This window comes from Roseovarius sp. M141 (assembly GCF_024355225.1).
Lineage (GTDB): Bacteria > Pseudomonadota > Alphaproteobacteria > Rhodobacterales > Rhodobacteraceae > Roseovarius.
In genome coordinates this window covers 16676-41842 of the sequence record NZ_VCNH01000006.1, presented here as the reverse complement: position 1 = coordinate 41842, position 25167 = coordinate 16676, and the positions used below count along the sequence as shown (strand labels likewise).

Annotated in this window: 25 protein-coding genes and 3 pseudogenes; 21 read left to right on the top strand and 7 right to left on the bottom strand. The window is 57.3% G+C overall.

Annotated elements, in window-relative coordinates:
* Positions 1 to 106: 106 nt before the first annotated feature.
* The 15 genes from FGD77_RS03905 to FGD77_RS03835 all read left to right on the top strand — a co-directional run bounded on the left by FGD77_RS03905 (position 107) and on the right by FGD77_RS03835 (position 11846).
* Complete coding sequence (locus FGD77_RS03905; RefSeq protein ID WP_255006556.1) at positions 107 to 583, top strand: MgtC/SapB family protein; 477 nt, start codon at positions 107 to 109, stop codon at positions 581 to 583.
* A gap of 85 nt (positions 584 to 668) precedes the next feature.
* Complete coding sequence (locus FGD77_RS03900) at positions 669 to 1331, top strand: Crp/Fnr family transcriptional regulator (protein WP_255006555.1); 663 nt, start codon at positions 669 to 671, stop codon at positions 1329 to 1331.
* A 266-nt stretch (positions 1332 to 1597) separates the two neighbouring features.
* Positions 1598 to 2365: a glycosyltransferase gene (locus FGD77_RS03895; protein WP_369682688.1), complete on the top strand. Its 768-nt coding sequence runs from the start codon at positions 1598 to 1600 to the stop codon at positions 2363 to 2365.
* Positions 2283 to 2873, top strand: coding sequence for a glycosyltransferase family 2 protein (locus tag FGD77_RS03890; protein ID WP_255006554.1), 591 nt, complete (start codon positions 2283 to 2285; stop codon positions 2871 to 2873). The genes FGD77_RS03895 and FGD77_RS03890 overlap by 83 nt, the downstream gene beginning before the upstream one ends.
* Positions 2852 to 2989, top strand: coding sequence for a hypothetical protein (locus tag FGD77_RS03885; protein ID WP_255006553.1), 138 nt, complete (start codon positions 2852 to 2854; stop codon positions 2987 to 2989). Before FGD77_RS03890 ends, FGD77_RS03885 begins: the two co-directional genes overlap by 22 nt.
* Positions 2986 to 3954 (top strand): glycosyltransferase family 2 protein, encoded by a 969-nt coding sequence (locus tag FGD77_RS03880; protein ID WP_255006552.1) that lies wholly within the window; start codon positions 2986 to 2988, stop codon positions 3952 to 3954. The genes FGD77_RS03885 and FGD77_RS03880 overlap by 4 nt, the downstream gene beginning before the upstream one ends.
* 35 nt (positions 3955 to 3989) lie before the next feature.
* On the top strand, positions 3990 to 4997 hold the full coding sequence (locus tag FGD77_RS03875; protein ID WP_255006549.1) for a glycosyltransferase: 1008 nt from the start codon (positions 3990 to 3992) through the stop codon (positions 4995 to 4997).
* A gap of 5 nt (positions 4998 to 5002) precedes the next feature.
* Positions 5003 to 6100 (top strand): acyl-CoA dehydrogenase, encoded by a 1098-nt coding sequence (locus FGD77_RS03870; protein WP_255006546.1) that lies wholly within the window; start codon positions 5003 to 5005, stop codon positions 6098 to 6100.
* 104 nt (positions 6101 to 6204) lie between these two features.
* Positions 6205 to 6801: a PIG-L deacetylase family protein gene (locus FGD77_RS03865; RefSeq protein WP_255006566.1), complete on the top strand. Its 597-nt coding sequence runs from the start codon at positions 6205 to 6207 to the stop codon at positions 6799 to 6801.
* The gene (locus FGD77_RS03860) at positions 6801 to 7364 is read left to right on the top strand and encodes a trans-aconitate 2-methyltransferase (RefSeq protein ID WP_255006544.1); all 564 of its coding nucleotides are present in this window, start codon (positions 6801 to 6803) and stop codon (positions 7362 to 7364) included. Before FGD77_RS03865 ends, FGD77_RS03860 begins: the two co-directional genes overlap by 1 nt.
* Positions 7361 to 8491 carry a glycosyltransferase family 2 protein gene (locus FGD77_RS03855; protein ID WP_255006542.1) on the top strand — a complete coding sequence of 377 codons (1131 nt, stop codon included), beginning with the start codon at positions 7361 to 7363 and terminating at the stop codon, positions 8489 to 8491. Before FGD77_RS03860 ends, FGD77_RS03855 begins: the two co-directional genes overlap by 4 nt.
* A gap of 552 nt (positions 8492 to 9043) precedes the next feature.
* Positions 9044 to 10039 (top strand): replication initiator protein A, encoded by a 996-nt coding sequence (locus tag FGD77_RS03850; protein WP_255006540.1) that lies wholly within the window; start codon positions 9044 to 9046, stop codon positions 10037 to 10039.
* Positions 10040 to 10189: 150 nt separating this feature from the next.
* Entirely contained in the window at positions 10190 to 10858 is a 669-nt protein-coding gene (locus FGD77_RS03845; RefSeq protein WP_255006537.1) for a ParA family protein, read from the top strand.
* Positions 10859 to 11261: 403 nt separating this feature from the next.
* Positions 11262 to 11537 (top strand): type II toxin-antitoxin system RelE/ParE family toxin, encoded by a 276-nt coding sequence (locus FGD77_RS03840; RefSeq protein WP_255006534.1) that lies wholly within the window; start codon positions 11262 to 11264, stop codon positions 11535 to 11537.
* 9 nt (positions 11538 to 11546) lie between these two features.
* On the top strand, positions 11547 to 11846 hold the full coding sequence (locus FGD77_RS03835) for a HigA family addiction module antitoxin (protein WP_255006532.1): 300 nt from the start codon (positions 11547 to 11549) through the stop codon (positions 11844 to 11846).
* A gap of 75 nt (positions 11847 to 11921) precedes the next feature.
* Here FGD77_RS03835 and FGD77_RS03830 read toward each other — a convergent pair.
* From FGD77_RS03830 to FGD77_RS03815, 4 genes and pseudogenes are all read right to left on the bottom strand, one after another.
* Positions 11922 to 12311 (bottom strand): annotated as a pseudogene (locus FGD77_RS03830) (transposase); the annotation flags it as partial.
* A 20-nt stretch (positions 12312 to 12331) separates the two neighbouring features.
* Positions 12332 to 13557, bottom strand: a protein-coding gene (locus tag FGD77_RS03825; RefSeq protein ID WP_255006530.1) for an IS3 family transposase whose coding sequence is annotated in 2 segments (ribosomal slippage) — positions 12332 to 13215 and positions 13215 to 13557 — 1227 coding nt in all. Because the reading frame shifts where the segments join, the coding sequence is not laid out codon by codon here.
* Between the two features lie 56 nt (positions 13558 to 13613).
* Positions 13614 to 13814: pseudogene (locus tag FGD77_RS03820) on the bottom strand (DDE-type integrase/transposase/recombinase); the annotation flags it as partial.
* Positions 13815 to 13877: 63 nt separating this feature from the next.
* Positions 13878 to 16766, bottom strand: a complete 2889-nt coding sequence (locus tag FGD77_RS03815; protein WP_255006528.1) for a Tn3 family transposase — start codon at positions 16764 to 16766, stop codon at positions 13878 to 13880.
* 120 nt (positions 16767 to 16886) lie between these two features.
* Between FGD77_RS03815 and FGD77_RS03810 the strand changes: the two genes are divergently transcribed.
* From FGD77_RS03810 to FGD77_RS03800, 3 genes and pseudogenes are all read left to right on the top strand, one after another.
* Entirely contained in the window at positions 16887 to 17501 is a 615-nt protein-coding gene (locus FGD77_RS03810) for a recombinase family protein (protein WP_067629790.1), read from the top strand.
* Positions 17502 to 17705: 204 nt separating this feature from the next.
* Positions 17706 to 17933, top strand: a pseudogene (locus FGD77_RS03805) (ATP-binding protein); the annotation flags it as partial.
* Positions 17934 to 18083: 150 nt separating this feature from the next.
* A complete protein-coding gene (locus FGD77_RS03800) occupies positions 18084 to 18845 on the top strand; it encodes a Crp/Fnr family transcriptional regulator (protein ID WP_255006526.1) in 762 nt (253 codons plus the stop codon).
* Positions 18846 to 18961: 116 nt separating this feature from the next.
* Here FGD77_RS03800 and FGD77_RS03795 read toward each other — a convergent pair whose 3' ends face one another.
* Positions 18962 to 19819 carry a BON domain-containing protein gene (locus FGD77_RS03795; RefSeq protein ID WP_255006523.1) on the bottom strand — a complete coding sequence of 286 codons (858 nt, stop codon included), beginning with the start codon at positions 19817 to 19819 and terminating at the stop codon, positions 18962 to 18964.
* Between the two features lie 205 nt (positions 19820 to 20024).
* On the opposite strand from FGD77_RS03795, the gene FGD77_RS03790 reads away from it, so the two are divergent.
* The 3 genes from FGD77_RS03790 (at position 20025) to FGD77_RS03780 (ending at position 23939) form a co-directional block, all read left to right on the top strand.
* Positions 20025 to 23102, top strand: coding sequence for a CheR family methyltransferase (locus FGD77_RS03790; protein WP_255006564.1), 3078 nt, complete (start codon positions 20025 to 20027; stop codon positions 23100 to 23102).
* Positions 23103 to 23118: 16 nt separating this feature from the next.
* Positions 23119 to 23490 carry a response regulator gene (locus FGD77_RS03785; protein WP_255006520.1) on the top strand — a complete coding sequence of 124 codons (372 nt, stop codon included), beginning with the start codon at positions 23119 to 23121 and terminating at the stop codon, positions 23488 to 23490.
* A gap of 149 nt (positions 23491 to 23639) precedes the next feature.
* Positions 23640 to 23939 carry a hypothetical protein gene (locus FGD77_RS03780; protein WP_255006517.1) on the top strand — a complete coding sequence of 100 codons (300 nt, stop codon included), beginning with the start codon at positions 23640 to 23642 and terminating at the stop codon, positions 23937 to 23939.
* Positions 23940 to 24047: 108 nt separating this feature from the next.
* Here FGD77_RS03780 and FGD77_RS03775 read toward each other — a convergent pair whose 3' ends face one another.
* Both FGD77_RS03775 and FGD77_RS03770 read right to left on the bottom strand, forming a co-directional pair.
* The gene (locus tag FGD77_RS03775; protein ID WP_255006513.1) at positions 24048 to 24665 is read right to left on the bottom strand and encodes a hypothetical protein; all 618 of its coding nucleotides are present in this window, start codon (positions 24663 to 24665) and stop codon (positions 24048 to 24050) included.
* A gap of 103 nt (positions 24666 to 24768) precedes the next feature.
* Positions 24769 to 25122 carry a PRC-barrel domain-containing protein gene (locus tag FGD77_RS03770; RefSeq protein WP_255006511.1) on the bottom strand — a complete coding sequence of 118 codons (354 nt, stop codon included), beginning with the start codon at positions 25120 to 25122 and terminating at the stop codon, positions 24769 to 24771.
* Positions 25123 to 25167 lie beyond the last annotated feature (45 nt).

Here is a 25167-nt window from a genome sequence, read left to right as displayed (position 1 = left end):
CATCCGGAGGGATTGCCGGTCCAACATGCGACCATAGCCATAGACCGTTTACCGTTTCTCAATGCAGATTAAACCCGATACCTGCAATTACAGCTAAGGAAAGTTGATGACGACAATCTGCGGAGGTAAGTTTTCGATAATGGTCGATTTCAGTGAGTTCATACTCCGCGTCCTGTTTTCCGGCGCATGCGGGTTGGTCGTCGGGCTTGATCGCGAGATCAAGGGCAAGCCTTTAGGGGCAGGAGTTTATGTCCTGGTCGCCATTGGCTCTGCCGCCTTGATGGCAGTCACCCTTAATTTTGCCCTGAGCAGTATGGCCGAGGACGAGGCCATGTCGATCGATCCCACCCGTCTGATCCAAGGTATTGTCGGCGGTATCGGCTTCCTCGGAGCGGGGGCGATCATGTCGCCCAGCGACGATGGACGGCTCAAGGGCGTTCGCAGCGGCGCGGCGATCTGGGCCGTAGGGTCGATCGGTATCGCCTGCGGGCTAGGTTACCTGAAAGAGGCGGCGTTCATCTCAGCGCTGATCTTCATCGTTCTCAACATTTTTGACTGGCTTCACATCCGGGGGGGCAAATAGAAAGGCCATCATGTCCAGCAAATCCAGTTGCCTCGTTACGAAGCTCTCACACTACGTCTCCCTGTCAGATGCGGATCGGGACAGATTGGCTACACTAGAGAAGGCAGAGCGCAACTTTGGTGCCGGATATGAGGTGTATCAGGGGGGTGACGAGAACAAGGACCTCTATGTCGTGAAGCATGGCTGGGCCTTCAGCTATACCGATCTGCCCGATGGCCGCCGCCAGATCGTCAAGATCCATCATCCCGGCGACATCATCGGTTTCCCCGACGTCGCCCTTAAGCACTCCACGACCACACTGCGCACTGTCGAAGAAGTGTGCCTGTGTCCGTTTCCAAAGTCGTCGCTCGACGAAATCCTGCGCAGATCTCCGCGGCTTTCGGCACTTTTGCTGTCGATAGCGCTTCGCGACCAAGTCGTTTTGATCGATGTGCTCCGTGCAATGGGCCGGATGAGTGCGCAAGAACGGGTCAGCTACATGCTGCTGGATCTGATCGCGCGGCTCAGGATCACCAACCGGGATATGACCGACACCATTCGCCTGCCAATGACCCAGAGCCAGATTGCCGATTATCTGGGCCTTACCAACGTTTACATCAGCAAGACCTTCATCCGGATGGAAGAGGATGGCTACATTCACCGCGATCAGAATCGCCTCCGGATTCTTAGAGAAGATGCGATGATCGAACTTACGGATTTCCATGATCGCTACGCCGACATGGATACTTCGTGGTTTCCGCAAGACTAGAGACGGAAAACCAATTCAATCCAGTTGAAAGCGGGGGCAGGCGGTCTGGCGCATTGTCGAAGCGTCGGCATGGATTGCGAATTGCCCTGCCCGCGGGAACTAAACAGCAACGAGAGTTGTTACCTCTTCGGTAGCGTCCGAACCGGACAAACTACTGATTGTAAATAATATTTATCGAAATTTAACGCTTGGGGGCGAGTGTGAAACTACGGCTTGTCGCAATCTGTGGAATACTGATTCTGTCCGCTGCCGTTCCGACAGTGGGCATGATCGTTTGCGCCGCCATCGTTGCAATTCAGGTTGCCCTGATGGCTCTTCGGCCAATTATCGCCTGTTTGCCCACGTCATTGACAGCAGGTCAGCAGAGATCCGTTACCCCGCGATTTTCAATTCATGTTGCGACCCATTCGGAACCGCCTCACTTGGTGATCCGCACCCTGCGGGCCTTACTCGATCAGGACTGGCCGTCAGGTGGCTACGAGATCATCGTTATGGACAACAACACGGCCGATCCCGCGCTGTGGAAGCCGGTCGCGACCTTCTGCACGGCGCATCCGTGTCGGATCACCTTCCTGCACCGGATGGGCGTGCGCGGCGCCAAGGCCGGCGCGCTCAACATCGCGCTGGCGCACACGCGCGCCGATGCGACCCATGTGGTAACTGTCGATGCGGATTATGTCGTCCATCGCGATTTTCTGAGCCGCGCCGCTGAGGCGTTGCATCGGACCGGGGCGGATTACGTGCAGTTTCCGCAATCTTATGTTGCCACGACGACCACCGCACCGGGTGTGGATGCCGAGCTCGAAGAATATTTTCGCACCGACGCCGCCGGTGCAGACGAGGCCGAGGCAGTGCTGCTGACCGGCACGCTCTGCGTGATTTCGAAAGCGGCGCTGATTGACGTAGGGGGGTTGGTCCGGTGTCACCACGACGGAGGATGCGGACCTGGGCGTGCGGCTTTGCCACGCCGGTTTTACCGGGCGGTTTATCAACCGGGTCGTGGGCAAGGGCCTGCTGCCGCTGTCCCTGCGTGATCTCGAAAAGCAGCGGTATCGCTGGTGCAGCGGCAACGTCCAGACCCTGCTGCGACATGGGCGAACGATCCTCACCCCTGTCGGCAATTTCAACCTGCACAAGCGGCTCGTCATCCTGTCGCAACTGACCGCCTGGTTCAGCCTCGCACTGGTTCCCTCCGCGCTCTTGACGGTCTGGCTGCTGACCGGACAGGGGCAAACGGTCGCCGCCACGCTGGCTGCGGGGGCTATCCTGCTCGGCCTGGCTGACATCACGACCCGCGTCGTCGTGCGCGGGATCCGCGACGGGCAAGCCCTTCCGGTTATCCTGCACGCACTGGCCTGTCGCATCGCGCTGGCCCCGCAATCGGCCAAGGCAACCTTCGACGCGCTGACGGGCTGCCGCCTGACATTCGTGGTCACCGACAAGGCCGCGGCAAGGGCGATCCCTCACTCTCCGCCTGTCATCTCATGGTCTTCCTCACCGCGATCCTGCTGCTGCTCGGCGTGCAACCCACGGAGCCGCTGATCCGCGCCGCGCTGCTGGCGCTCCTGCTGCCGCTGCCCGCCGCGCTGCTGACCGACACAAGCCTGCGCGCCTATCGCGCCGCGATCGCCCCACCCCTGACGGAGGTTTCCACATGACATCCGACCTGCTCGCCCCCTTGGTCGATATCGTCATCCCCACCTACAACCGCGCGCATCTGATCGCCGGAGCCATCCGAGCCGCACTGGAGCAAAGCTGGTGGAACATCCGCGTCACGGTCATCGACGACGCCAGCACGGACGCGATCGAAAGCGCGGTGCAGCCGTTCCTCTCTGATCCGCGTTTCAACTATATCCGGTTGTCGCGAAACCTCGGCACCGCCAACGCCAAGAACGCGGGTCTTTTGCTGACTGCGGGCGACGCGATCACGTTCCACGATTCCGACGACATCCCGCATCGCGACAAGGTGTTGCAGCAGGTCCGCGTGTTGACCGCGCAGGATATCGGGGCCGACGACTGCCTGAACTGGCAACTGGCGAACAAGGAGGCGGGGCAGCGGCTGGAGGTCAGCGCGGCACTCACCCACCATGAGCTGATCCTGCCGGACGGGCGTCGCGTCGAGATCCGGCGCGATTTGTCCCTGCTCGATGACGTGTTCCCGAACCTTCAGATGGGCGCGCAGGTGCCGGGGGAATGGACACATATCAATTCGGGTCTCTTCCGTTCGGATGTGTTCCGCCGCCTCGGCGGGTTCGAGGATTGCATCGAGGAGGACCGGGAATTCCGCAACCGGCTGATCCTGAACGGCGAGGTCATCTGGATCGTTCCCGAACTGTTGCTGACCAAGATCGAGACCCCGGACAGCCTGACGCAATCCGCAGTCTCGGATTACGACAGCGCCAGACGTAAGGCGGACCGGCAGAAGGTCTGGGCCAAGGTCGAGGACTGGCGGCAGAACGGCAGGGTCAAGTCCGTGCCGGTCGATATCCCGACCCTCGGCATCAGCCATGTCAGCCGGCCCGACCTGCTGGCGCGGCGCGACATCCCGGTCACGCCCGCCACGTCGGCCCGGGTCGAGCGGATCCTCGCCTCCGCCCCGGTGACAGAAATGGCCGCGCAATGAAAGTGCTTCGAAATGAGACCCGGCGTGTGCCTCTGATGATCGTCGATCCGTGCTCTGCCGCGGGTTACGACCTGCCCGATCTCGAGACCGGCGGGCTTGGCGGCACCGAGGCCACGGTGCTGCGGGTGGCCACCGCGCTTAGCCCCCGGTTCGAGATCACGCATTACCAGAACGGTCGCAGCCATCGACACTTGTCGAGAGCGGGCCAGTTGCGATCGCTGCAAGACCTCGATGAGCAGCAAAGACCCGCCGCACTTATCGTCATCAACCGCTGGAAGGTCGCAATCAAGCTGCGCAGGCAGCACCCGGACACACCGATTTTTCTTTGGTTGCACGTCTATCCCGGCCGTCACAACCGAAAGATGGGCCCGGCGCTGAAAGCGGCCGACATCACCGTCATCTGCGTTTCCAAAACGCATGCGCGTGCGCTTGCGGATTTCCTCGGGGCGGAAGATGTGCCGCGCATCCGGGTGATATACAATCCGCTCGACGATGCCCTTCATCCCGATGCCACGCCACGCGACCCCGACCGGCTGCTTTTCGCCAGTTCACCGCACAAGGGGCTGGCGGAGGTGTTCCGCCAGTTTGCTACCCTGCGCCGTGATCTTCCGAACCTGACCCTGGCCGTCGCCGATCCCGGCTATCTGCGCTGGGACACCGGGCCGGTGCCGGAGGGGGTGGTCTTTCTAGGCTCGCTGTCCCATGGGGCGCTCATCCGGCAGATGCGACGTGCGCTTTGCCTGTTCTACCCCCAGACGACATTCGCCGAGACCTTCGGCCTGGTCTTGGCCGAGGCCAATGCGATCGGCACCCCCGTGCTGGTGCATGATAGACTGGGCGCCAATGCCGAGATCGTAGGAGATGCGGAGCAGCGCGTGGACGGACACGACCCGGCGCAGATCCTCGCCCGCATCCGCGCATGGCGCCGCGCGCTGCCACAGGTCACGGCCAATCCCGCCTTCCGGCTGGGCCGGGTCGCCGGGGACTGGGCGCAGCTGCTGGAGCACGCCCCCGCGAGGCGCGCGCAATTGAGCGTGGTATAGAGCATATGACAGTTTCCAGACCCCTTGCTGCGCTGCCGCCATCGAACACCGCCGGGCCGGTGCCCTCCGATGTCTCCGAGGCTCTGCGGGACGCCGCTGCGCAGGAGGAACGCGGCGCGCGCCCGATCAGCCGCTCTATCGACCTGCTGCGACAGGCGGGACTTCTGACGGATGATGGCGCGACCGATCTCGCCCGCGCCGCCCGGGCATTGATGCAGGTTGGCGGTGCAAACCTCGGTGTCGGGCGGCTGTTCGAAGGGCATACCAACGCGCTGCATCTTGTGCGCCTTTATGGAACAAAGGTGCAAAAGGCGGGGGTCGACCGCCGGATCGCCGAGGGCGCCCTGCTGGGCATCTGGGGGGCCGATGGCGCGGTGCCGGTGACGCTGGACGCCACGGGCAAGATCTTGCAGGGCGGCAAGTGCTTTGCCTCGGGACTGGGCAACGTGAGTCATGCGCTGGTCACTGTCGATTCCGGTCCCGAGGTGCGGCTGGCACTGATCGATGTGAGCGATGTCGCCCGGGCGGACCCGTCCGCATGGGACATGCAGGGGATGCGGGCGACTGCCTCGGGAAACTACGATTTCACCGGCCTGCCTGCGGACCAGGTCGAATGGATCGGCAACCCCGGCGATTACCTGAAGGAGCCGCAATTCGTCGGCGGTGTCTGGCGGATCGCGGCCTTGCAGGCCGGTGCCGCCGCGGGCCTGCTGGATGTGGCGGCAACAGAGCTTAGGGCCGCAGGCCGCATGGGGGCGGAGGCCCAGAAGGGCCGGTTGATGGATGCGCTGATGCGCGCCTGGGCCGGCATCGCCCTGACCGAGCGCGCCGCCGAAGCCGCTGCCGATCGCCACATCGCGCCGGATGACATCGTTGCCACGTCGATTGCGGCGCGGCTCTTTACCGAGGAAGTCGGGCTCGATGCCATCCGGGCCGTCGAGCAGAGCATCGGCCTGCGGCATTTCGAGGCCGGGTCCGAGACCGGACGCATGGCCCGCGATCTGGCGGTCTACCTTCGGCAGGCCGCGCGGGATGCGTTCCTGCAAAGGGCGGCCGAGACGGCCCTCGGGGTTGATGGGCGCATCTGGGGGGTGTTCGGATGAATGTCGCGCACCATCCCTTGTCGTCAGGTGTGTTCCAAGGCCAAGAAAAACTCGCCGTGCTGGCACCACATCCCGACGATGAATCCCTCGGCTGTGGCGCGCTTCTGGCGCGCGCCTTTGCCGGGGAAGGCGCACATGTCATCTGCTTGACGGATGGCAGCGCAAGCCATCCGGGTTCGACCGAATGGGCACCGGAGCGACTGGCCCGCCAGCGACATGCGGAGATGGTCGCAGCGATCGAGTGTCTGGGGGGAACGGCGTGTGACCTGACTTGGCTGGGCATGCCCGATAGCCGTCTTTACCAGACTGATGCCGCCACCGTTACCGCCGAGCTTGAACAGGTCATAACAGACCATGGCGCGCGCCATATCTTCGTACCCGCCGCCGAAGATCACCACGAGGATCATCAGGCAACGGCATGTTTCGCGGGCCAGTTGCGCAGCCGACGCCCGGACTGGAAATTTTATAGCTATCCCGTCTGGTCTCGCTGGGACGATCCTGATTTCCACCGCAACATCGCCGGTTATGCCCCGGTGACTGTGCCTTCGACTGACTTCAAGCTGAGAAAACGCGCGGCCATCGACGCCCATCGCACCCAAATGGGACAGATCGTTACCGATGATCCTTCGGGTTTCACCCTGCCGACCGAATTCATCGAGAAATTCATTACAGAAGACGAGATCTTCTGGAGGATGCCGTGATGGGTGTGGGCCGGGACCATTTGCACGCGCTTTATGCGGATACCCCGGATCCCTGGGATTTCGAGCACAGCGAGTATGAGCAGGCAAAGTTTGTCGCGACACGGGCTGCGTTGTCGCGGGCTCATTACACCTCGGTCTTCGAGCTGGGCTGCGGTAACGGGCAGCTTGCCCGGCATCTGGTGAATATCCGCGACCGCTATACCGGCATGGATGCGGTAGTCATTGCGATCGAAGCCGCGCGCCGGGCGGTGCCGGATGCCACTTTCATTCACGACTTTTATCCTTGTCCGCTGCCTGCGGACGATTTCGACCTGCTGATCCTGTCCGAGATCCTCTATTTCCTTGATCGCGACAGCCTGCGCGAACTGGCCTCGGATATCGCCACTTCTTGGCCGAAGGCGGAGGTGCTCTCTGTGACTTGGCTTGGCGAAACGGATCATGAGTTGCAGGGCGAAGAGGCGTTGGCGGTCTTCACAGCGGCACTGTCGACCCATGATTTCGATTGCGTGACGCAGGCCGAAGGATATCGCATAGACCGAGGATTGCCGGAGGGCCAGACATGAGCCGCACCGCCATAAAAAAGGCCGCTATTGTCATCCCCGCCCGCAACGAAGAAGGCCGGATCGGTGCTTGTCTGACTGCCCTGGCCGGACAAAGCACGGTGCAGGTCTCGGTGATCCTGATGGTCAACAACACCACCGACCGCACCAGTGGCGTGGCCCGCGACACCGCCGCGCGGTTCGGCCTTGACCTGACGGTGCTTGAGCGCGAACTCGCGCCGCACAAAGGTGTCGGATCGGCACGAAAAAGCGGGTGCGATCACGCTCTGCGCAACATGCCTGATCTGCAATTTCTGCTCACAACAGATGCGGATTGCATCGTCGCCCCCGATTGGATCGCGCGAAACCTTGCGCATCTGCAAACGGTGGACGCTGTCTGCGGCAAGGTCGATCTGATCGCGGGCGAAGCGGATACCCTCGATGGCATGGACCCGCACCTGGCCGAACTGGAAGGCATCTACAGGGCCTTAGTGCAGGACATCTACGCCCGCCACGCGCCCGGGTGTGTGGACATCGCTGACACTCACGGCGAAGCGGCGGGGGCGAGCCTCGCGTTCACCCGCACCGCGTATCTGGATGTCGGAGGGTTCGCGCAGGTCAGGTGCGGCGAAGACCGCCGGATTGTGCGGGAACTCCGAACCGCTGGCTGCAAGGTGTGCCACGCCGACGACGTAAAGGTTCAGGCGTCCTGTCGCCTGACCGGTCGCGCGGCGGGGGGCATGTCGGACGCGCTGATGGCGCGGATCAGTGGCATGGATTACCTGATCGACGACTGCCTGCCCTCGGCGAACTGGCTGGTCAGGCAGGCCTGCGGCAAGACGCTCGGCCCTTGGCCCCCGCATGTGCCTGCCCGCTTCCGCCTGCATGTGCAGGATCTCCCGCGACATATCGAAATACTGGAAAACTTTGAGAATTCGGAGCGGCTGATATCCGCCTCGATCGTTCGGGCTGCAGCTACGCCATGTTCCCACCTTGGCATGCCTGCGCCGGACAAGGGGTCAGCGATTGCCCTCGCTGACTCCGATCCGCAGACCTGTCGTGCCCCTGAGGAGCGCATGTCGAGGGCGGTTGGGACGACGGCGTGGTCGCCAACGTCAGTAACTTCGACATTCTGGCAATCAAGTAAGTAACGAGTGCCTTTATCGAGTGCCCGGCGGCCAATGGTCGCCGGGCATTTGTTGCCTCAGATACAAATTCTATTTTGCCGCGAAGAGGACATTCATTGGTGCCGTCCGGTTGGCGGTTTTGTCCCGCATAGCAGTCATCGGCGCACGATGATGCCTACGGCAGCTTACAAGACGCGTCTGCGTCCCGTGCGATGTTCTGAAGCGCCCGAGAGACCAGAAGGCGCAGCCAGCGGCTGTAGGCGTCTAAACGGTTAGGTGCAGTTGTATTTGCATAGATTTCTAGGCAGCTTCTTGTGTTAAATATGAGTTAATATATGTGTTACGCTAATTTTTTATGCTACTTTAGTGTGACTAAACAGTATCTTACGTGAAAGCGCAGTGTGTGGTAACACGTTCAACAGTGTGCAATAGCACGAAACTTGGTGTGTAATAGCACGTTTCTGCTGATTGGTGTGTGTTAGCACGAAATAACTTGACTTGGTGTGCAATAACACGAATTTAGGGTACATGGTGGGTAATAACACGAAAGCACGGTCCCCTCTTCTGCCGGACCGAATGCAGCAAGGCGATTTCTTCGTCTGCGATATCTTTGATGCTGCGCCCAAGGGCGATATGGCTTCAATGGAGCATCCCGTTTTTTCGATCTCTACAAAGCCTGATAAGAACATCCGTCGATATGAGAATGGTGATGTTTTTGTCGAAGTTGTTCCTTCGGTAAAGGGACTAGCAACCGTTTATGATCGAGACATCCTGATCTTCTGTATCTCTCAAGTGATTGCGGCTTTAAATGATGGTCGAGAGGTCAACCAAACGATACGTTTCAAGGCGTTTGACCTACTTACCTCAACGAACCGAGGCACTGATGGACGCGGCTATGAGCAGCTCAGAGCCGCATTTGAGCGGCTTTCCGGGACTCGTATTGCCACGAACATCACAACGGCAGACACTGAAGTACTAGATGGCTTCGGCCTGATTGACCGCTACCGTATCGTTAGGGAAACCCGCGATGGTCGGATGCAGGAAATCGAAGTTAAGCTGTCGGACTGGGTGTTCAATGCCATCAACGCGCGTGAAGTTCTTACGCTCAGCCGAAACTATTTTCGGCTTCGAAAGCCGTTGGAACGCCGTCTTTATGAGATTGCACGAAAGCACTGTGGATATAAGCAGCGTTGGGCCATCGGCCTGACTAAGCTCAAGGACAAATGCGGCTCCTACTCCACTGACAAAGAGTTTAAACGCCTTATTTCTAAGATCGTTGCGGAAGATGTCGCTCACGATCACATCCCAGATTATAGCTTTCGTCTTGAGGGTTCACAGGCGGTGTTTTATTCCCGTGGTTCGGTCCCTACTCCACAAGAAGACGTGTTCGAGGGGCGACTTGAGCCAGATGCGTATGATGCTGCGCGGGAAGCTGCTCCTGGCTGGGATACCCGGCATCTGGAGCATGAGTGGCGTCGTTGGTGCGGCAAAGAAGAGATCGAGCCGAAACACCCAACTAAGCACTACATCAAGTTTTGTGAGAGTTGGTTTGAGAAAAGGGGTCGTCCATGACGGGATTGAAAACCGGTTATGGAAATAAAACAGGTGTGGGGTTTAAATCCGGTAATATAAATAATGCTGGTATAAGAAAAATAACAGGTATTGAATTTAAATCAGGTTAGAGATACATTTCTGGTAAGAAAAATAAAGCAGGTTAGTTGAATGCCAGTCATCGTAATGGCGAGCCCCAAGGGCGGAGTTGGAAAGTCTACATGCGCAGTTCTGTTGGCATCAGAGTTCGCTCGGATGGGCGCTGGTGTGACTGCCTTGGATTGTGACCCGAACAAGTCTCTTACACGTTGGGCATCCCACGGACTGCCTAAGGGCGTCACACTTCACAGCGACATTGGGCGTTCAGAGATTGTGACCACAATCAAAAATGCGGATGGAGACGGCAAGATCGTGATTGTCGATCTTGAAGGTGTCGCTTCACAACTGGTGAGCCGTGCCATTTCACAGGCTGATCTAGTCATCGTGCCGATGCAGCCAACTGCACTGGACGCTGAGATCGGATCGGAGGCTTTAGCGCTTGTTCGGGAAGAGGAAGAAGCTCTGAACCGGACCATCAGACACGCGGTAGTTCTGACCAAGACAAGCGCAGCGGTTAAGAGCCGGGTGCAAAAAGAGCTAGAAAATCAATTACGCGGGGCAGGGATCGATATGATCGAACCGTCACTGGTGGCTCGCGCGGCGTTCTCAGAACTGTTTGCCTATGGCGGTGATCTCACATCGATGTTGAACAACCCTGAGATTGTGACTGGCGGCAAGGTGGACAGGGCTTTGTTGAACGCCACAGCATTTACGGAGGCAGTGTATGAGCGGCTCAAATAGACTAGCAGGTCTTACAGCACGGCCAAAAGACACTGGCCCCGCCGAAGTTCGGAAAGTTGACGAGGTTGGCGAAGCCAGAGGCTTTGTAGACCGCACACCCAGGAAAAAACCTGGCCGAAAGCCAAGCCCTCGAACATATCAGCTGCACCCCAAAGTTTTCCCAAGGGTAGGGGAGGCCATAGCGAGTGAAGCCGAACGCCTCGGCATCACTCAAGGGCAACTCATTGAACAGATGTGGGAAACCTACCAAGATTCTCTATAAGCGCTAGAAATTTATCTTGAATAGTATGATCGAGGCAAGGATTTAGCGCGGGTCTTTTCAACTTCCTTGGTTGTGGACGTTGCAATCAATAATGTGTAAGCAGACTGTTGACACATGTAAGCTAATAGGTTACATTACCAGATGATAAAGACCTTCGACAACAAACAACTCAAGGCTCTTTGGGAAACAGGAAAGTCCAAAATTGATGCTAGGTTTCATGCGCGCATCCTTCGACGGTTGGATGCACTAGACGCTGCGACAAGCCTTGAAGATATGAAGTTACCCGGTTTCGACTTTCATGCTCTCAAAGGACACAAGCCAACGCGCTATACCGTCCATATAAACGGGCCATGGTGTGTCACTTTTGAGTTCAACGATGGCAATGCGTATGTGCTCGATTTTGAGCAATATCACTAGGAGACGATGATGAGCCGTAACCCGAACCGCTGCCCTACGCATCCAGGCGAACTGCTGCGCGAAGATGTACTTCCAGAAGTCAAAAAATCGAAGGCAGAGATTTCCCGGTTACTAGGTATTTCCCGGCAGCATCTGCATGACATCCTGGCCGAACGGAAACCCGTAAGCCCTGAGGTCGCTGTCCGCCTTGGCAAGTTGTTTGGCAACGGTGCCGGTCTTTGGATCAGGATGCAGGGTGCCTATGATGAATGGCAGGCGTCGCGTGCGGTTGATGTATCAGAGATACCCACTTTGATCGCAGCTGAGTAACATATAAGGACTTAAGAGGTGGTCCTGGATTTTCGACCAGTATGCAGCCTTGTTAAGATGGATCAGGATTTCATTTCAGGCCGCTAATCTCATTGGTTCTGTCTTGCTGTCATATGCCTCGTCAGGGGTCAAGATTCCGTGCGTGGAGTGCGGGCGTTCGCCGTTGTAATAGGCCAGCCACTTTCTGATACCAGCCTTTGTCTCTGAACCACTTTCGAAGGCATGCAGGTAGACGCATTCATACTTCAATGACCGCCACAGCCGTTCGATCATGCGATTATCGCGCCATGCGCCTTTGCCATCCATGCTGATCTTTACCTTTGCCTCGATGAGCACGTCGATCCAGTCGCCGCTGGTAAATTGGCTTCCCTGATCCGTGTTGAATATTTCCGGCGCGCCGTGTTTGGCCAAGGCCTCTTTCAGGGCCTCGATGCAGAACCCCGCGTCCATGCTGTTCGTGGTCTTGCCCCCGTTTGACCGGACACTCAGGCGGTTGCGGTTTGAGCTGCGATGAACTCACGTGGCGAGCGCATTTTCAGCCCTGAGTGCGGGTGGTTGTCATTGTAGTCTTCGATCCAAGCTCCGATCAATCCAAGAACTGTGTGGGCGTCCGGTAGAGGCGTCACCTGGACGTAGTCGCGCTTCAGCGTCTTCACGAATGCCTCCGAGATGCCATTGCTCTGTGGGCTTTGGACCGGCGTGAAGCATGGCTTCAGGCCCAATTGGCGGGCGAAGATCTGCGTGTCCCTCGCGATATAGGGCGAGCCGTTGTCGGACAGCATCTCGATGACCGACGGCGCACGATGATGACCAAAGCGGCGTTCCACGGCCTCGAGCATGATGTCGCGGATGTCAGAGCCACTGATCCCGGCGTTCACCACGGCGCGCCAAGCGATGATTTCGCGGTCATGAGCATCGATGATAAAGGCGCCACGGACGATGTCACCGTTCCAGCAGGTGAACTCGAAGCCATCGCTGCACCAGCGCAGGTTCGAGCGCATGACGATGACCTTGCCGTCGTGAACATGCTCCGGGCGCTGCGTGTATTTCCGTGCCAGAAGCAGGTTGTGTGCCTTCATGATGCGATAGACCCTTTTGTGGTTGACGGCTGCCAGCCCTTCCGCGCGCAGTTGCCGGTTAAGGATTGCCGTAATCCGCCGGTAGCCATAGGTCGGTCGGGCCGCCACCAGCGTCGTGATCAGCGGCACCACCGCCGCGTCTTGCGCTTTATAGTAGCGCCGACGCGGCTTCGTCCTGTTGTTCAACCTGTCAATCAAGTTCGAGCGGGCCACACCCACTGTTTCGGCCACGACCTTCACTGGAAATCTCCCCTCAGAGGCGACCGCACGTGCAAGGTCTGTTTTTTTGAGCGTGATTTGTCCAACGCCTCGCGCAGGATCTTGGCCTCCAGCGTTTTGCGGCCAAGCTGGCGTTCGAGTTCACGGATGCGATCTTCCATCTGTCGGACGACCTTGTTGCTTGTGACATCATCATCCTCTGACACGGCGACACTTCCCCCCTCCAGCATGAGCCTGCGCCAACGATACAATAGATTGGGGGCCACGCCATTGCGGCGTGCGACCACAGAAATGCTGGCCCGGTCATCCAGCGTTTCTTCGACAATGCGCAGCTTCTCGGCCGCGCTCCAGCGACGACGACGGCCGCCATCAGTGATGATTTCTATCTCAGACATAAGCACGTGCTCAGGCATATACCTAAGCCTCCATGGTTATGCCCAAGTGTCCGGTCGAAAAGGGGGCCAGTTCAGTTCGATAATCGCCAGCTCAGAACCTTGCGACTGTGCCAATCCATGATCGCCACGAGATACAGAAAACCACGCTGCATCGGGATGTATGTAATGTCAGCGCACCAGACCTGGTTCGGGCGGTCGATCACCAGATTGCGCAACAGATATGGCCAGATCTTATGCTGCGGATGCTTTTTGCTGGTGTTGGGTTCCTGATAAATCGGAACCAGACGCATAAGGGGTAGATTCCGGCTGAGTGCAGAATGACACCCTAAGCCAGCCCTTCATCGTTTTTTCCACTTATACTCGCCTGTGAGGAGGATGTGTGCCCATCCGAGAGGCGAGATGTGCCCCAGGAGATCGGATGGACAGTCTAATCCGACGTGTTGGCGCCGTGTGACAGCCTGCCCGAGGTGCTTGGTGTTCCAGTAGATGATGATGGCGGCCAGCAGGTTCAGCCCTGCCATACGGTAGTGCTGACCTTCGACGGTCCGATCGCGGATTTCGCCCTGCCGCCCGATGCGCAGGGCGTTTTTTAGGGCGTGATGGGCCTCGCCCTTGTTGAGGCCAATCTGGGCACGACGCTGCATGTCGGCATCAAGCAGCCAGTCGATGATGAAGAGCGTGCGCTCGATGCGACCGATTTCACGCAGGGCAAGTGCAAGCTCATGCTGTCGTGGATAGGCCGCAAACTTCTTGAGCAACTGACTGGGCGGCATGATGCCCGCCGCCATCGTGGCCACGGCCCGCAGGATATCCGGCCAGTTCTGGACGATGAGGCCCTCCCTGATCTTGCCGCCGATCAGGCCGCGCAGCTCCTTCGGCGCGGCGGCCGGGTCAAAGAGATACAGCCGTTTCGAGGGGAGGTCCCGTATGCGCGGAATAAACCGGAAGGCCAGCAGCGAGGTGACGGCAAAGACGTGGTCGGTGAAGCCACCGGTGTCAGCATACTGCTCTTTGACCTTTCGGCCCGCTTCGTTCATCAGCAGCCCGTCCAGGATGTAGGGTGCTTCGCTCACGGTGGCGGGAATGGTTTGTGTTGCGAAGGGTCCAAACTGATCGGAGACATGCGTGTAAGCCTTTAGCCCTGGCTCAGATCCGTATTTGGCGTTGATAAGATTCATCGCTTCACCTTGCCTCGCGGCGGGGAAGAATTGTCCGTCGCTGGACGCGGTGACGCCGCCGCCCCAGAACTTGGCCATGGGCAGGCCCGCTTGCGCGTCAATCACCATGGCGAGCGCGCGGTTAATTGCGTCGCTTTCAATATGCCATCGCGACAGGCGCGAGAGCTGCATGTAATCGTGGGTATTGGTGGCCTCGGCCATTTTACTCAACCCAAGGTTTAGCCCCTCGGCCAGCAATACGGTCAGCAGCCCGATGCGATCGGTACAGGGGGAGCCAGTGCGCACGTTGGTGAAGGCATCTGTGAAGCCGATGTCTTCATCGACCTCCTGCAGTAAATCGGTGATGCGCACGGCGGGCAGGCGATCATAGAGAGCAAGCACCAGAGCCTCTGCTGCTTCGGGCACGGCTGCGGGCAGCCGGTCAACTTTCAGAACGCCGTTTTCTATGGAGCCGCCGGGAATGGCCCCAGACCGCGCTGCCTTTGCCAGCCGGTCAAGCCCATCTGTCAGCCGCGCCTTGCGGTCTTCAAGCCAGCTTTCCGGATCAAACGGAACGGTCAATCTGGGCGTGGCCTGTGCAGCTTCAACCGGAACCAAGACCTCTTTCAGATCTGCATAACGACGTGAATGGGCCAGCCAGATATCGCCCGATCGAAACGCTTCGCGGAGATGGGACAGAACGGCCACCTCCCAGAGCCGGTGATCATCGGTCGCCTGAGCGTTAAGGTGGCGGTGCCATTTGGAACCACGCCGTAGAAAGCTTGTGGATTGAGATTTGCTATTCCCATCATCAGCAATGATCTGTGCCGCTTGCTCCAAGGGCCGCGCCACAGCGGCCCCGTGGATATCCAAAGCTCGCAGCATACGCGGTGCATATCGCCGGAACCGATGATACCCTTGCACGACATGGACTATAGGGTCAGCGGACATCGTATTCGTCAGTTCGGCGGCGGTTGCCACAAGACCTTCAAGCTGAAGCCAACCACAGGACATTTCGGTTGCCACATCAAGGGAGGCCTCATCCCCCTTGGCCTCCAAAAGGGCAGCGCCCAAGGCTTTGAAGGAGCGAAGTGTGTCGTGCAGGGCGGATTTTGCATCCGCTATGCGCGTGTCACACAACCTTTTCGCATCCTGCCAGGTCTTACCCACGATCCGGTCATGGGTCTCGACCACCGCATCGGCAATCCCCGCGTGCCATTCTATGGCGCAGACCGCGAGAATGGCCAGGCGCCGGTCGCTGGTAATGTCTCGCAGGCCATCGGCAAAATATCGTTCGCCCTGACGGCGCAGTTGCGTAACCCGGTGGGGCGGCAAACCCTCAAGAATGTCGGGTGCCAACTCCATCTCCTGTAAAAACTCCAAGCGATCAAGAAGGCGGCTGGCCCCCGCCGAATTCTTGCCGACCTCAAACTGCCGAAGCCAGATGAACCGGCTGACCGTGCCATCGACCATCTCCGTTAATAAATTATCCAACCGGCCCTTCAGCTTATCATTCAGTCGGTCAGTGATCCGGCTCTCAATGCGGCGCTCGGCGGCGACGAGGGCGTCAGCACAAAGCCGTTCGATAACAGACACACCGGGCAGGACCGCCTGGGTGCGGCGGCATTCCTCGACAAACCGCCGGGCGAGGCCCTCATTTGATCGAGCAGTCTCTGCCTCTCGTTCAAGCCAGCCCTTCAGATCACGCGCACCACGCCCAGAGAACATTTTGTAGCCGTATATTTCCCGAAGCTCCTGCAGATGTTGCTGTCGGGTTTGGCGCCGCGCCGCATAGGGTAGGATTTCATCACCTGTCAGACCCAGTTGGGCTCCAATAAAGCGAATGGCCTGCTCGGGAATGACCTCATGGGAAGACAGAAGTCGCCCAGGGTATCGCAAGGCACATAGTTGCAGGGCGAAGCCGATCCGGTTTTCGGCGCGACGCCGTGCGTTGATGTGGTCAAGGTCGTCATCGGCAAGCGTGTAATGTCGAAGGAGCGAAAGTTCATCGATAGGGAGATCAAAAAGGGCCGAACGCTGGCGCTCGGTCAGGATGCTGCGGTGCGCCATGTTTCTTTTGCTTTCTATTTTGGGTTTGCTTATCTTTGATTAAGATAATTAATAAGGAATAGCTTTTATGAGCGGAAGCAGAGCATCTGCCAGAGCATCACAAACATTCGTTTGTGAAACATGCTGATCGGCTATGCTCGCGTCTCAAAAGCCGACGGCAGCCAGTCCCTCGACTTGCAGCGGGATGCGCTGATCGCGTCAGGCGTCGAAGAGGACCAGATTTACTCGGATCTGGCATCCGGAAAGAAAGATGACCGCTCAGGTCTGGAGGCCTGCCTCAAGGCATTGCGGGATGGCGATGTTCTGGTTGTGTGGAAGCTTGACCGCTTGGGCCGCAGCCTGCACCATCTTGTCAAAACCGTCAGCTTGCTGTCCGAGCGCGGCGTTGGCCTCAAGGTGCTCACCGGACAAGGCGCGCAGATCGATACAACAACTGCGGCAGGACGACTTTCATTTGGCATCTTTGCGGCCTTGGCCGAATTTGAAAGTGAGTTGATCCGCGAACGCACAATGGCCGGGCTCCAAGCCGCCCGCGCCCGTGGCCGGAAAGGTGGAAGGAAGTTTGCGCTGACAAAAGCGCAGGTCCGTATGGCGCAAGCCGCCATGGCCAATCGCGACACGTCTGTTAGTGATCTCTGCAAGGAGTTGGGGATCAAGCCTGTTACGCTCTATCGATACGTAGATCCAAACGGAAATCTGCGTGAATACGGAAGCCGCGTCCTCAAAATGCCTTAGGGTGTCATTCTGCACTCAGCCGGAATCCACCCCAAGTAGATCTTCAGGCCGCTCGCAGCCCTTCAGCAGCTCGTCCAACAGTTCCTTGGAAATAGTCATAGTCTTTGCTCCTCTCAGGAAGCATGGACCAGATCGCGATTACACAGAAGATCGGACACTCTCCCAGGCAGACTACAGCCGATCCTTCAGCCGCCTCACGAAATCCATCTGCTCAGCAAGCTTTACGAACGCACCAGCGTCGTCATCACCACGAACCTGAGCTTCAGCGAATGGGCCACAGTCTTCGGTGATCCCAAAATGACGACCGCGCTCCTCGACCGTCTCACCCACCGCTGCCACATCCTGGAGACCGGAAACGACAGCTTCCGCTTCAAAGCAAGCGCAGCCGCCGCGGCGCAGAAAAAGAAGGATAGCAATCATGCATTGACCTAAGCCTGACACCCGAAACATAACTTAAAGGTGGCTCACTTCTCGATGGAAAACCCGGCTCACTTCCGCGTGGAAATCTACAAGTAAACCGCCGGAACTGTTCAGGCCCCTCATTTGTTGACCTCACAGAGAGTTGACGTGGGGGAAAGCACAATGTCCCGGCTGCCGGACATCAGTAAAAGGGGCACGGCTACTTCCGTCGTTGCAGAAATACGTTCTGCTTTGAGTAAATGGAATGTCGAGTCCGTCTCTCTCGAATCTCAAATAGATATCCAACATGAAGGAGACCGGCCAAAAGCGATGTATCTGGTGAAATCTGGCTGGATCTACTCTTACGCTTTGCTTGCCGACGGACAGCGACAGATCCTTTTCCTACATCAGGCAGGCGATATAGCAGGTCTGGCAGATTTTGGCGTGGAGCGTGTCAGCTGCTCACTGCGAAGCTTGGGAGATTGTGTGGTTTTACCAGTCCCGATCACTGCCATTGCGACAGCAGATTTTCTGACGCCTGAAATAACTACTTACTTCTTGCGAAAATCGGCGGAAATGCAGTCAATCCTCATGCGAACTCTTATTGCAGTCGGGCGCATGGAGGCACGGCATAGGATAGTGTGGCTCATCCTCATGTTACATGATCGAATTCCTGGTTCAGGAACTCGAAGGCCAATCGTCGAAATTCCTTTCAACCAATCCGAAATTGGCGATCTCATTGGTTTGACAAACGTGTCTGTCAGTAAAATGCTCTGCCAGCTGTCGGACGAAGGATATATTGAACGGAAAGGCAGCAAAATCTTGATCCGGCGACGAGCCGACCTGCGGTCCATGATCAGTTATGAACCAATGGGGTTCTCAGCCAACCCATTCGTCGCCTCAGGTGACTTGCGAAATCCGGGGACAAACATCACAAGCACCTAAAATCTATAGAGATTGTCGCTCGAGTTTTTACCAAACAGGATGAAACCAGGCAAAAGGCCATGCCGACATGGCATGGCCTTCTCCGTGCCTATGGGACCACAGACTGACGACAGGAACTATTTACTCTTGGACTTGCTTGAATTGTCGTCGTCTCGCGCCGATTGCGACTTCCTCACCCGCAGATTGTTCTGAACATGTTCTACGCCGGAGCAGGAATCTGCACAGTCTTCAGCGTGGCGCTTGGCCTGTTTGGAATCGACTTCACCGGAAAGTGTGACCTCGCGGTTGGACACCGAAACGTCGATGTCCGAAGCGTCAACATCATGATCGTCCGACAGGCGATCGCAAACGTCTTCGCAGATACGATCGTCTGAGCGTTGGTAGTTCTTCGGTCCGCGCCCACGATGGGACTGGCTACCCTCGTAGCCTCCTTGCATGCCCCGCGAACCATTTTGGTTCCATGACGAGCCACCTTGCTGACCGGGCTGCTGATAGCCGCCCTGATTGGAGCCGTATTGGCCCTGTCCGCGGTCATACCCGCCGCCGTAGTTGCCCCGCTGGTAGCCGTCTTGCTGATAGCCGCCCTGACCGCCTTGCGCGTAACCGGAATCGTGCTGGCCACGTTCCGATCTGTAGTTCTGGCCGGATTGACCGCCACGATCACGGTTCCAGCCGTCCTGATCACGTTCACCGCTCTCATTATGTCGGTAATCGCTCTGGCCATAGTTACCTTGTCCGCGGTTGTTCTGACCGTAGTCGTCCTGCCCGTAATTGCCCTGTCCATAGTTGCCTTGGTTCCAGTCCTGCGGGCCGCCGCGTCCTTGCTCACCACGCGAGCGATAGTCGTCACGATCCTGATGCTGGCTCCTTCCACGCGACCCTTGCCAATCACGGTCATTTCCCCAGTCGTCACGGCCCTGCTGGCCGCGCTCATCATTGCGGGAATGGTCTTGGCGATAATTTTGATTGCTCATCTTGATATTCCTCCTCCAGGTGAGTCGTCTGCAAAGTGCCGACCGACCCATTCAGGGTTCGTTGTTTTGTGACAACGCTCATTAAAGTGTTTTAAGCAATTTTCTGATCTGGTGGGCTAGGACAAGAGATGCGCCAATATCCGCGCATCAGCATCGGAGCAGTCCCTTGTGGATTTCGGCACAGCAAAACCGTAGCGTGGCCTGTATGAATACTGATTTGCCACTCATCGTCGGTGTTGGAGCCTCTGCCGGGGGTATCGATGCATTGTCGCATCTGTTCGAAGGGGTCCCATCGCAGTGCGGAATGGCCTTCGTCGTCGTGACCCATCTCAACCCGGATCGTGAAAGCCTGCTTCACACCGTGCTGGCCCAGAAAACCGGGATGGAGGTAAAAGTCGCGCAACACGGTGAACGGATCGAGGCGGACACGGTCTATGTCATGCCCGAACGGGTGTTCCTGCTGATGAAGGATGGCCGGTTGCAGTTGATGGAAAGCGCACGAGGTAGCCGCGAACATAAACCCATCGACATTTTTTTCAGCTCGCTTGGCGAGGACCAGAAAGAAAACGCCGCCGCCATCGTATTGTCCGGGGGCGACGGTGATGGAACGCTCGGCGTCAAGGTCATTAAGGAACAAGGCGGTATGACCTTTGCACAGACAGCGGACCTAGACCCGCCGCTCAATCCGGAAATGCCTCAGAGTGCCATCGCCACCGGTCTCGTCGATTTTGCCATTCCCGCCGCACAAATGGCTGAAAAGCTCATGGAGATCCGCGATGGTCGCGCAACCTTGGACGCGCTCGTCATGACCGCCGATCCGGATCACGATGCCGATCCCCCTGAGGTGCAGGCGACGATTTGCGAGATATTGCTGAAGCAGACCGGCCATGACTTTTCCGGCTACAAGAGCAAGACTTTCTTTCGCCGTGTCGCGCGCCGCATGCAGGTTCGGCAGATCAGCGAGCTGAAAGAATATTGTGCCCTGCTGTCGCGCGACGAGGATGAGGTCAGCAACCTGTTCAGCGATCTGTTGATCAGCGTCACGAACTTCTTTCGCGACACGGATGCCTTCAAGATCCTCGCGGAAAAGGTCATTCCGCAGATCTGCGAGAACCGGGATGCAAAGAACCCGGTGCGTGTCTGGGTGCCGGCCTGCACCACTGGTGAAGAGGTCTATTCCCTTGCCATCCTGATCAGCGAGCACCTTGAGCAAAATGCCTATTCCACGCCCGTGCAGATTTTCGCCACCGACATCGACGACCCGGCACTCGCTGTAGCACGTCAGGGGCGTTATCCCGAACAACTGTTGCGTCAGGTCAGCGCAGAGCGGCTGGACAAATATTTTCACCGTGATGGGGTCAGCTATGTTGTATGTAAGAAGGTGCGCGAGATGTGCATTTTTTCGCCCCACAATGTGATCAGTGATCCGCCGTTTTCGCGCATGGACATGGTATCGTGCCGCAATCTCCTGATCTATTTCGGGCCAGAACTGCAACGTCAGGTCATCCCGACCTTCCATTATGCGCTGAAACCGGACGGCTATCTGTTCCTTGGAACGTCGGAGAGTATCAGCCAATATGCCGATCTGTTTCGCACTGTGGACAAGCAAAGCCGTATTTTTCAGGCGATCGAACGCTCTGATCGGCGCTGGAACCCGGCCGGCATGATGAACCGGATTTCCGACAGGAGGGCAGGGACCACCAACGAACAGGGGCTGTCCGATATCCAGCTGCGCCACAAGGTCGAACGGCATATCCTTGAACAGCACACGCCTGCACATGCCGTCGTGCGCGAAGACGGTGAAATCGTTTTCGTTTCGGGCGGCACCGGAGGTTTGCTGGAACTGCCGCGCGGCGCCCCCTCTCATCACCTTCTGGATATGGTGCCGCGTGATGTGCGATTGGAACTGCGCGCGGCCTTGCGGCAGGTGGTCGACAGCAGGCGATCGACTATTCGGCGCGACCTTTCGATGCTTACGGCCTCAGGGGAGTTGAAACGTCTGAATCTGACCGTGGAGCCTCTGCGCGGCACAGGGGAGCGGGATCCGCTGTTTATCGTGTTTTTCGAGCCAGTTGAAGCCGCTCTTCCGGATTCTGATGCGGACACCACGGACCACAGTCGTCGAAGCGAGGCGGCAGAAAACGAAGTGCGTGAGATGCGTGAGCGTCTGCAATCCACCGTCGAAGAATACGAAACTGCCCTCGAAGAGCTGAAATCATCAAATGAGGAACTCGTATCCGTCAATGAAGAGGCCCAGTCAACCAATGAGGAACTTGAGGCCTCGAAAGAGGAGATGCAGTCCCTGAATGAGGAATTGAACACGATCAATTCCGAGCTGAGCGGCAAGATCGAAGAACTTGATCACGCAAACGCTGATCTGCGCAATCTTTTCGACGCGACCCAGATCGCTACAGTGTTTCTGGATGCCGACCTGGTCATCCGCAACTTCACGCCCGCGGCGGCGGAATTGTTCAATTTGCGCGCTGCGGATCTTGGAAGACCGTTGTCAGAGTTGTCCAGCGTCAGCGATTACCCCGAACTCAGGGAGCATATAAGCGAGGTGTTCCAGTCAGGCTCGATCTATGAACACCGCCTGTCCCGGTCTGAGGCTAAGCCCCATTATCTGGTGCGGATAACCCCCTACCTTGGCGCGGATGAAACGGTCGAGGGCGCTGTGGTCACACTGGTCGATGTCACCTCGCTCGCGCAAGCCGAGGAGCACCAGAAAGTTCTGATTGCGGAACTGAACCATCGCGTCAAGAATATGCTGGCCGTGATCATCACCATCGTGAAGACGTCGCTCCGGGGAAAGAAAATACCCCCGGATGCTCTGGAAACGCTGATCAACAGATTGCACGGCATGGCACGCGTCTACAGCCTGCTGTCCGAACGCTCCTGGACCACGGTCGGGATGCGGGACCTCATTCAGGCAGAAACCGAACCGTTCGAACAGGACCGGATCCACGTCAGTGGACCGAACGTGAACCTGCAGCCTTCCCAGGCATTGGCCATCAGCATGGTCATCCATGAACTCGTTACCAATGCGATCAAATACGGTGCGCTTTCCGACAGCCACGGCACGCTGGAAGTGAGGTGGAATTCGACGGACAACCGATTGGCTCTCGAATGGCGGGAGCGTGATGGACCGGAGACGAGCGAGCCGGAACGAAACGGCTTCGGATACGTTCTTATTGAAGGTCAGGTAGAGCAACAGCTCAATGGCAGACTGGAAACAAAATTCAACCCTGAGGGTTTGAGCTTGAAAATGGAGTTTCCCTTGTAAGACAGGAGTTTCGTTCATGTCCCGGCCAGAAAACTCTCATAATATTCTGGTCGTGGAAGACGAATGGCTCATTGCCATCGATATCCAGATGATGATCGAAGATTTGGGATACCGCGTTGTCGGACCGGCCAGTAATGTTGCGGCTGCAATGAGCCTGATAGAAAATCACAAGATCGACGCCGCCTTCCTTGATGTCACTCTCGGACCAGAGACTTCATTCCCCATCGTCGAGAAGCTGGATGCCTTGTCAGTGCCGATTACGTTTGTCAGCGCCTATGCCCGGAAAGAAATTCCTCTGCAGTTTCATCAGTTCGACTTGGTGTCGAAACCCATCACGCCACATCGTCTAACGCGACAGCTGCGCAAGATGCTCGGTGAAACCATGTAGGCTACAAACGCTTTTATGCGGAACGACGCCTAGATGCGCACATCTTAAAATGGATTGAAGGTCAGTCCTCCAAGGACGCTTAACATCCTTTTGAACGATGAAGGCTAACGCCTTGCCGTTCATACCACATTTTATCAGGAGGAAAAGTAATGAAGATCATCACGAAAACTGCCTGTGCTCTGGTGATGTTGACCGGAACCGCCGCGTTTGCGCAGGATTCCACTATGGAAACAGATGCGGATGGCAATATCAACATGGACCAGTTCAGCACTGGATTCAGCCAGACCGGAAATTTTACGTCCTGTGATTCCGATGGCGATTCCATGCTGAGCGAGGATGAATACAACTCTTGTGTATTCAGGGGATATGATCGCAATCAGGATGAAAAGATCGATGCTGATGAACGCACAACCATGGACGAAGACATGGGCTCAAGCGCATCGACGTAAAATCCGGTTGATCAGGCACTGCTCACAAGGCCCATGCGTCAGACCAGTCGACTTGATCTTGCCTTCGTGAACACCTGCCCCTGCTACGGACCGGGGCAGGTCCAATCATCAGCTTTTCAAATTTTCCTGTAACTCTCGCTTGAGTTTGTAGCGACCCCACCAAGACCGAATTTGCGTGGCATACAGCGTCTTCGGTCGAAGTCCGCATTTGTCCCCGACACACTCAACGTAAAACTGCCGTTTCGATGCTACCACGGCGGAACTGGCGGCTGAAATCGCTGCAACTTTTATCTCCACGCGTTTGATCGCACCGGGATCCAGATCGTCCGAGGTGTTCCAGCGAGCACGTTTCAGAAGATCTTCGAAGCTGCCAATATCAATAAAATCCCCGCTTTTCAGAGGCCCTTGAAAGGTGGTGGCGCTCGGGTTGGATAGATCCTCTTTCGCCATTTCAGTGCGATCGGCGATGGAGGTCTCGCGTTCGCCGTCCGTGGACCAGATTGTCAGAAGAATCTCTAAAACGTAAATCGGCTCGAAACCGAGGTTGCTGATGAAAGCGCGGGCATCGAGGCTTTGACTGCCACCGAGGTGTATCAGGACTTCGGTGCGGCGTTGGCGACGCAGTCCTGAGACAAGGATCTGTAGATAGACGACCCAGACCAGAGCGGTGATTGCACCTACAGCCGCTTGGATAGGTGACGCATTCTCGGCCAGCCAGTTCCACATGATGCCTCACAAGCTCAAGAGAGCATTATCAAAAAGTTATCGGCTGTATAAAAATGGCGGCTCTCTGAGAGAGCCGCCGCCGATGTTTCCGGTGCATTCGTCATCAAATCCAATAGTGTGGAACGCCATAATGATCGTGCGTTCGGCGCTCCCAGTCCCGGTCCCCATACCAGTTGTCGCTACGGGCGGGAGCACCTTTGACTTCTTGCTCCGTGATGTCCGTCACAAAGCCGTTCCGGGCCGTATCGTATCGGAGTTTTCCCCACGGGACCGGATGATGGTCTTCGCCCAGCCCCAGAAAGCCACCAAAGCCCATTACCGCGTAGGCGACCCTGCCGGATTGCTTGTCGATCATGAGGTGGTCGATTGTGCCGATGTGGGAACCATCATTACCATAGACGTCAGTTCCGTTCACATCGTTCGATGAGACGAGACTCGCATGTGCAGAATTGTCCATTTGTTTTCCTCCTTCTTCTAATTTTCTAAGAGGAAAACCGAGTAG

What these genes read in the sequence shown, in the direction of transcription:
- FGD77_RS03905 (WP_255006556.1), top strand. Translation starts at nt 107, where the DNA reads ATGACGACAATCTGCGGAGGTAAGTTTTCGATAATGGTCGATTTCAGT.
- FGD77_RS03895 (WP_369682688.1), top strand. Translation starts at nt 1,598, where the DNA reads ATGATCGTTTGCGCCGCCATCGTTGCAATTCAGGTTGCCCTGATGGCT.
- FGD77_RS03880 (WP_255006552.1), top strand. Translation starts at nt 2,986, where the DNA reads ATGACATCCGACCTGCTCGCCCCCTTGGTCGATATCGTCATCCCCACC.
- FGD77_RS03875 (WP_255006549.1), top strand. Translation starts at nt 3,990, where the DNA reads ATGATCGTCGATCCGTGCTCTGCCGCGGGTTACGACCTGCCCGATCTC.
- FGD77_RS03870 (WP_255006546.1), top strand. Translation starts at nt 5,003, where the DNA reads ATGACAGTTTCCAGACCCCTTGCTGCGCTGCCGCCATCGAACACCGCC.
- FGD77_RS03860 (WP_255006544.1), top strand. Translation starts at nt 6,801, where the DNA reads ATGGGTGTGGGCCGGGACCATTTGCACGCGCTTTATGCGGATACCCCG.
- FGD77_RS03855 (WP_255006542.1), top strand. Translation starts at nt 7,361, where the DNA reads ATGAGCCGCACCGCCATAAAAAAGGCCGCTATTGTCATCCCCGCCCGC.
- FGD77_RS03850 (WP_255006540.1), top strand. Translation starts at nt 9,044, where the DNA reads ATGCAGCAAGGCGATTTCTTCGTCTGCGATATCTTTGATGCTGCGCCC.
- FGD77_RS03845 (WP_255006537.1), top strand. Translation starts at nt 10,190, where the DNA reads ATGCCAGTCATCGTAATGGCGAGCCCCAAGGGCGGAGTTGGAAAGTCT.
- FGD77_RS03840 (WP_255006534.1), top strand. Translation starts at nt 11,262, where the DNA reads ATGATAAAGACCTTCGACAACAAACAACTCAAGGCTCTTTGGGAAACA.
- FGD77_RS03835 (WP_255006532.1), top strand. Translation starts at nt 11,547, where the DNA reads ATGAGCCGTAACCCGAACCGCTGCCCTACGCATCCAGGCGAACTGCTG.
- FGD77_RS03815 (WP_255006528.1), bottom strand. Translation starts at nt 16,766, where the DNA reads ATGGCGCACCGCAGCATCCTGACCGAGCGCCAGCGTTCGGCCCTTTTT.
- FGD77_RS03810 (WP_067629790.1), top strand. Translation starts at nt 16,887, where the DNA reads ATGCTGATCGGCTATGCTCGCGTCTCAAAAGCCGACGGCAGCCAGTCC.
- FGD77_RS03800 (WP_255006526.1), top strand. Translation starts at nt 18,084, where the DNA reads ATGTCCCGGCTGCCGGACATCAGTAAAAGGGGCACGGCTACTTCCGTC.
- FGD77_RS03795 (WP_255006523.1), bottom strand. Translation starts at nt 19,819, where the DNA reads ATGAGCAATCAAAATTATCGCCAAGACCATTCCCGCAATGATGAGCGC.
- FGD77_RS03790 (WP_255006564.1), top strand. Translation starts at nt 20,025, where the DNA reads ATGAATACTGATTTGCCACTCATCGTCGGTGTTGGAGCCTCTGCCGGG.
- FGD77_RS03785 (WP_255006520.1), top strand. Translation starts at nt 23,119, where the DNA reads ATGTCCCGGCCAGAAAACTCTCATAATATTCTGGTCGTGGAAGACGAA.
- FGD77_RS03780 (WP_255006517.1), top strand. Translation starts at nt 23,640, where the DNA reads ATGAAGATCATCACGAAAACTGCCTGTGCTCTGGTGATGTTGACCGGA.
- FGD77_RS03775 (WP_255006513.1), bottom strand. Translation starts at nt 24,665, where the DNA reads ATGTGGAACTGGCTGGCCGAGAATGCGTCACCTATCCAAGCGGCTGTA.
- FGD77_RS03770 (WP_255006511.1), bottom strand. Translation starts at nt 25,122, where the DNA reads ATGGACAATTCTGCACATGCGAGTCTCGTCTCATCGAACGATGTGAAC.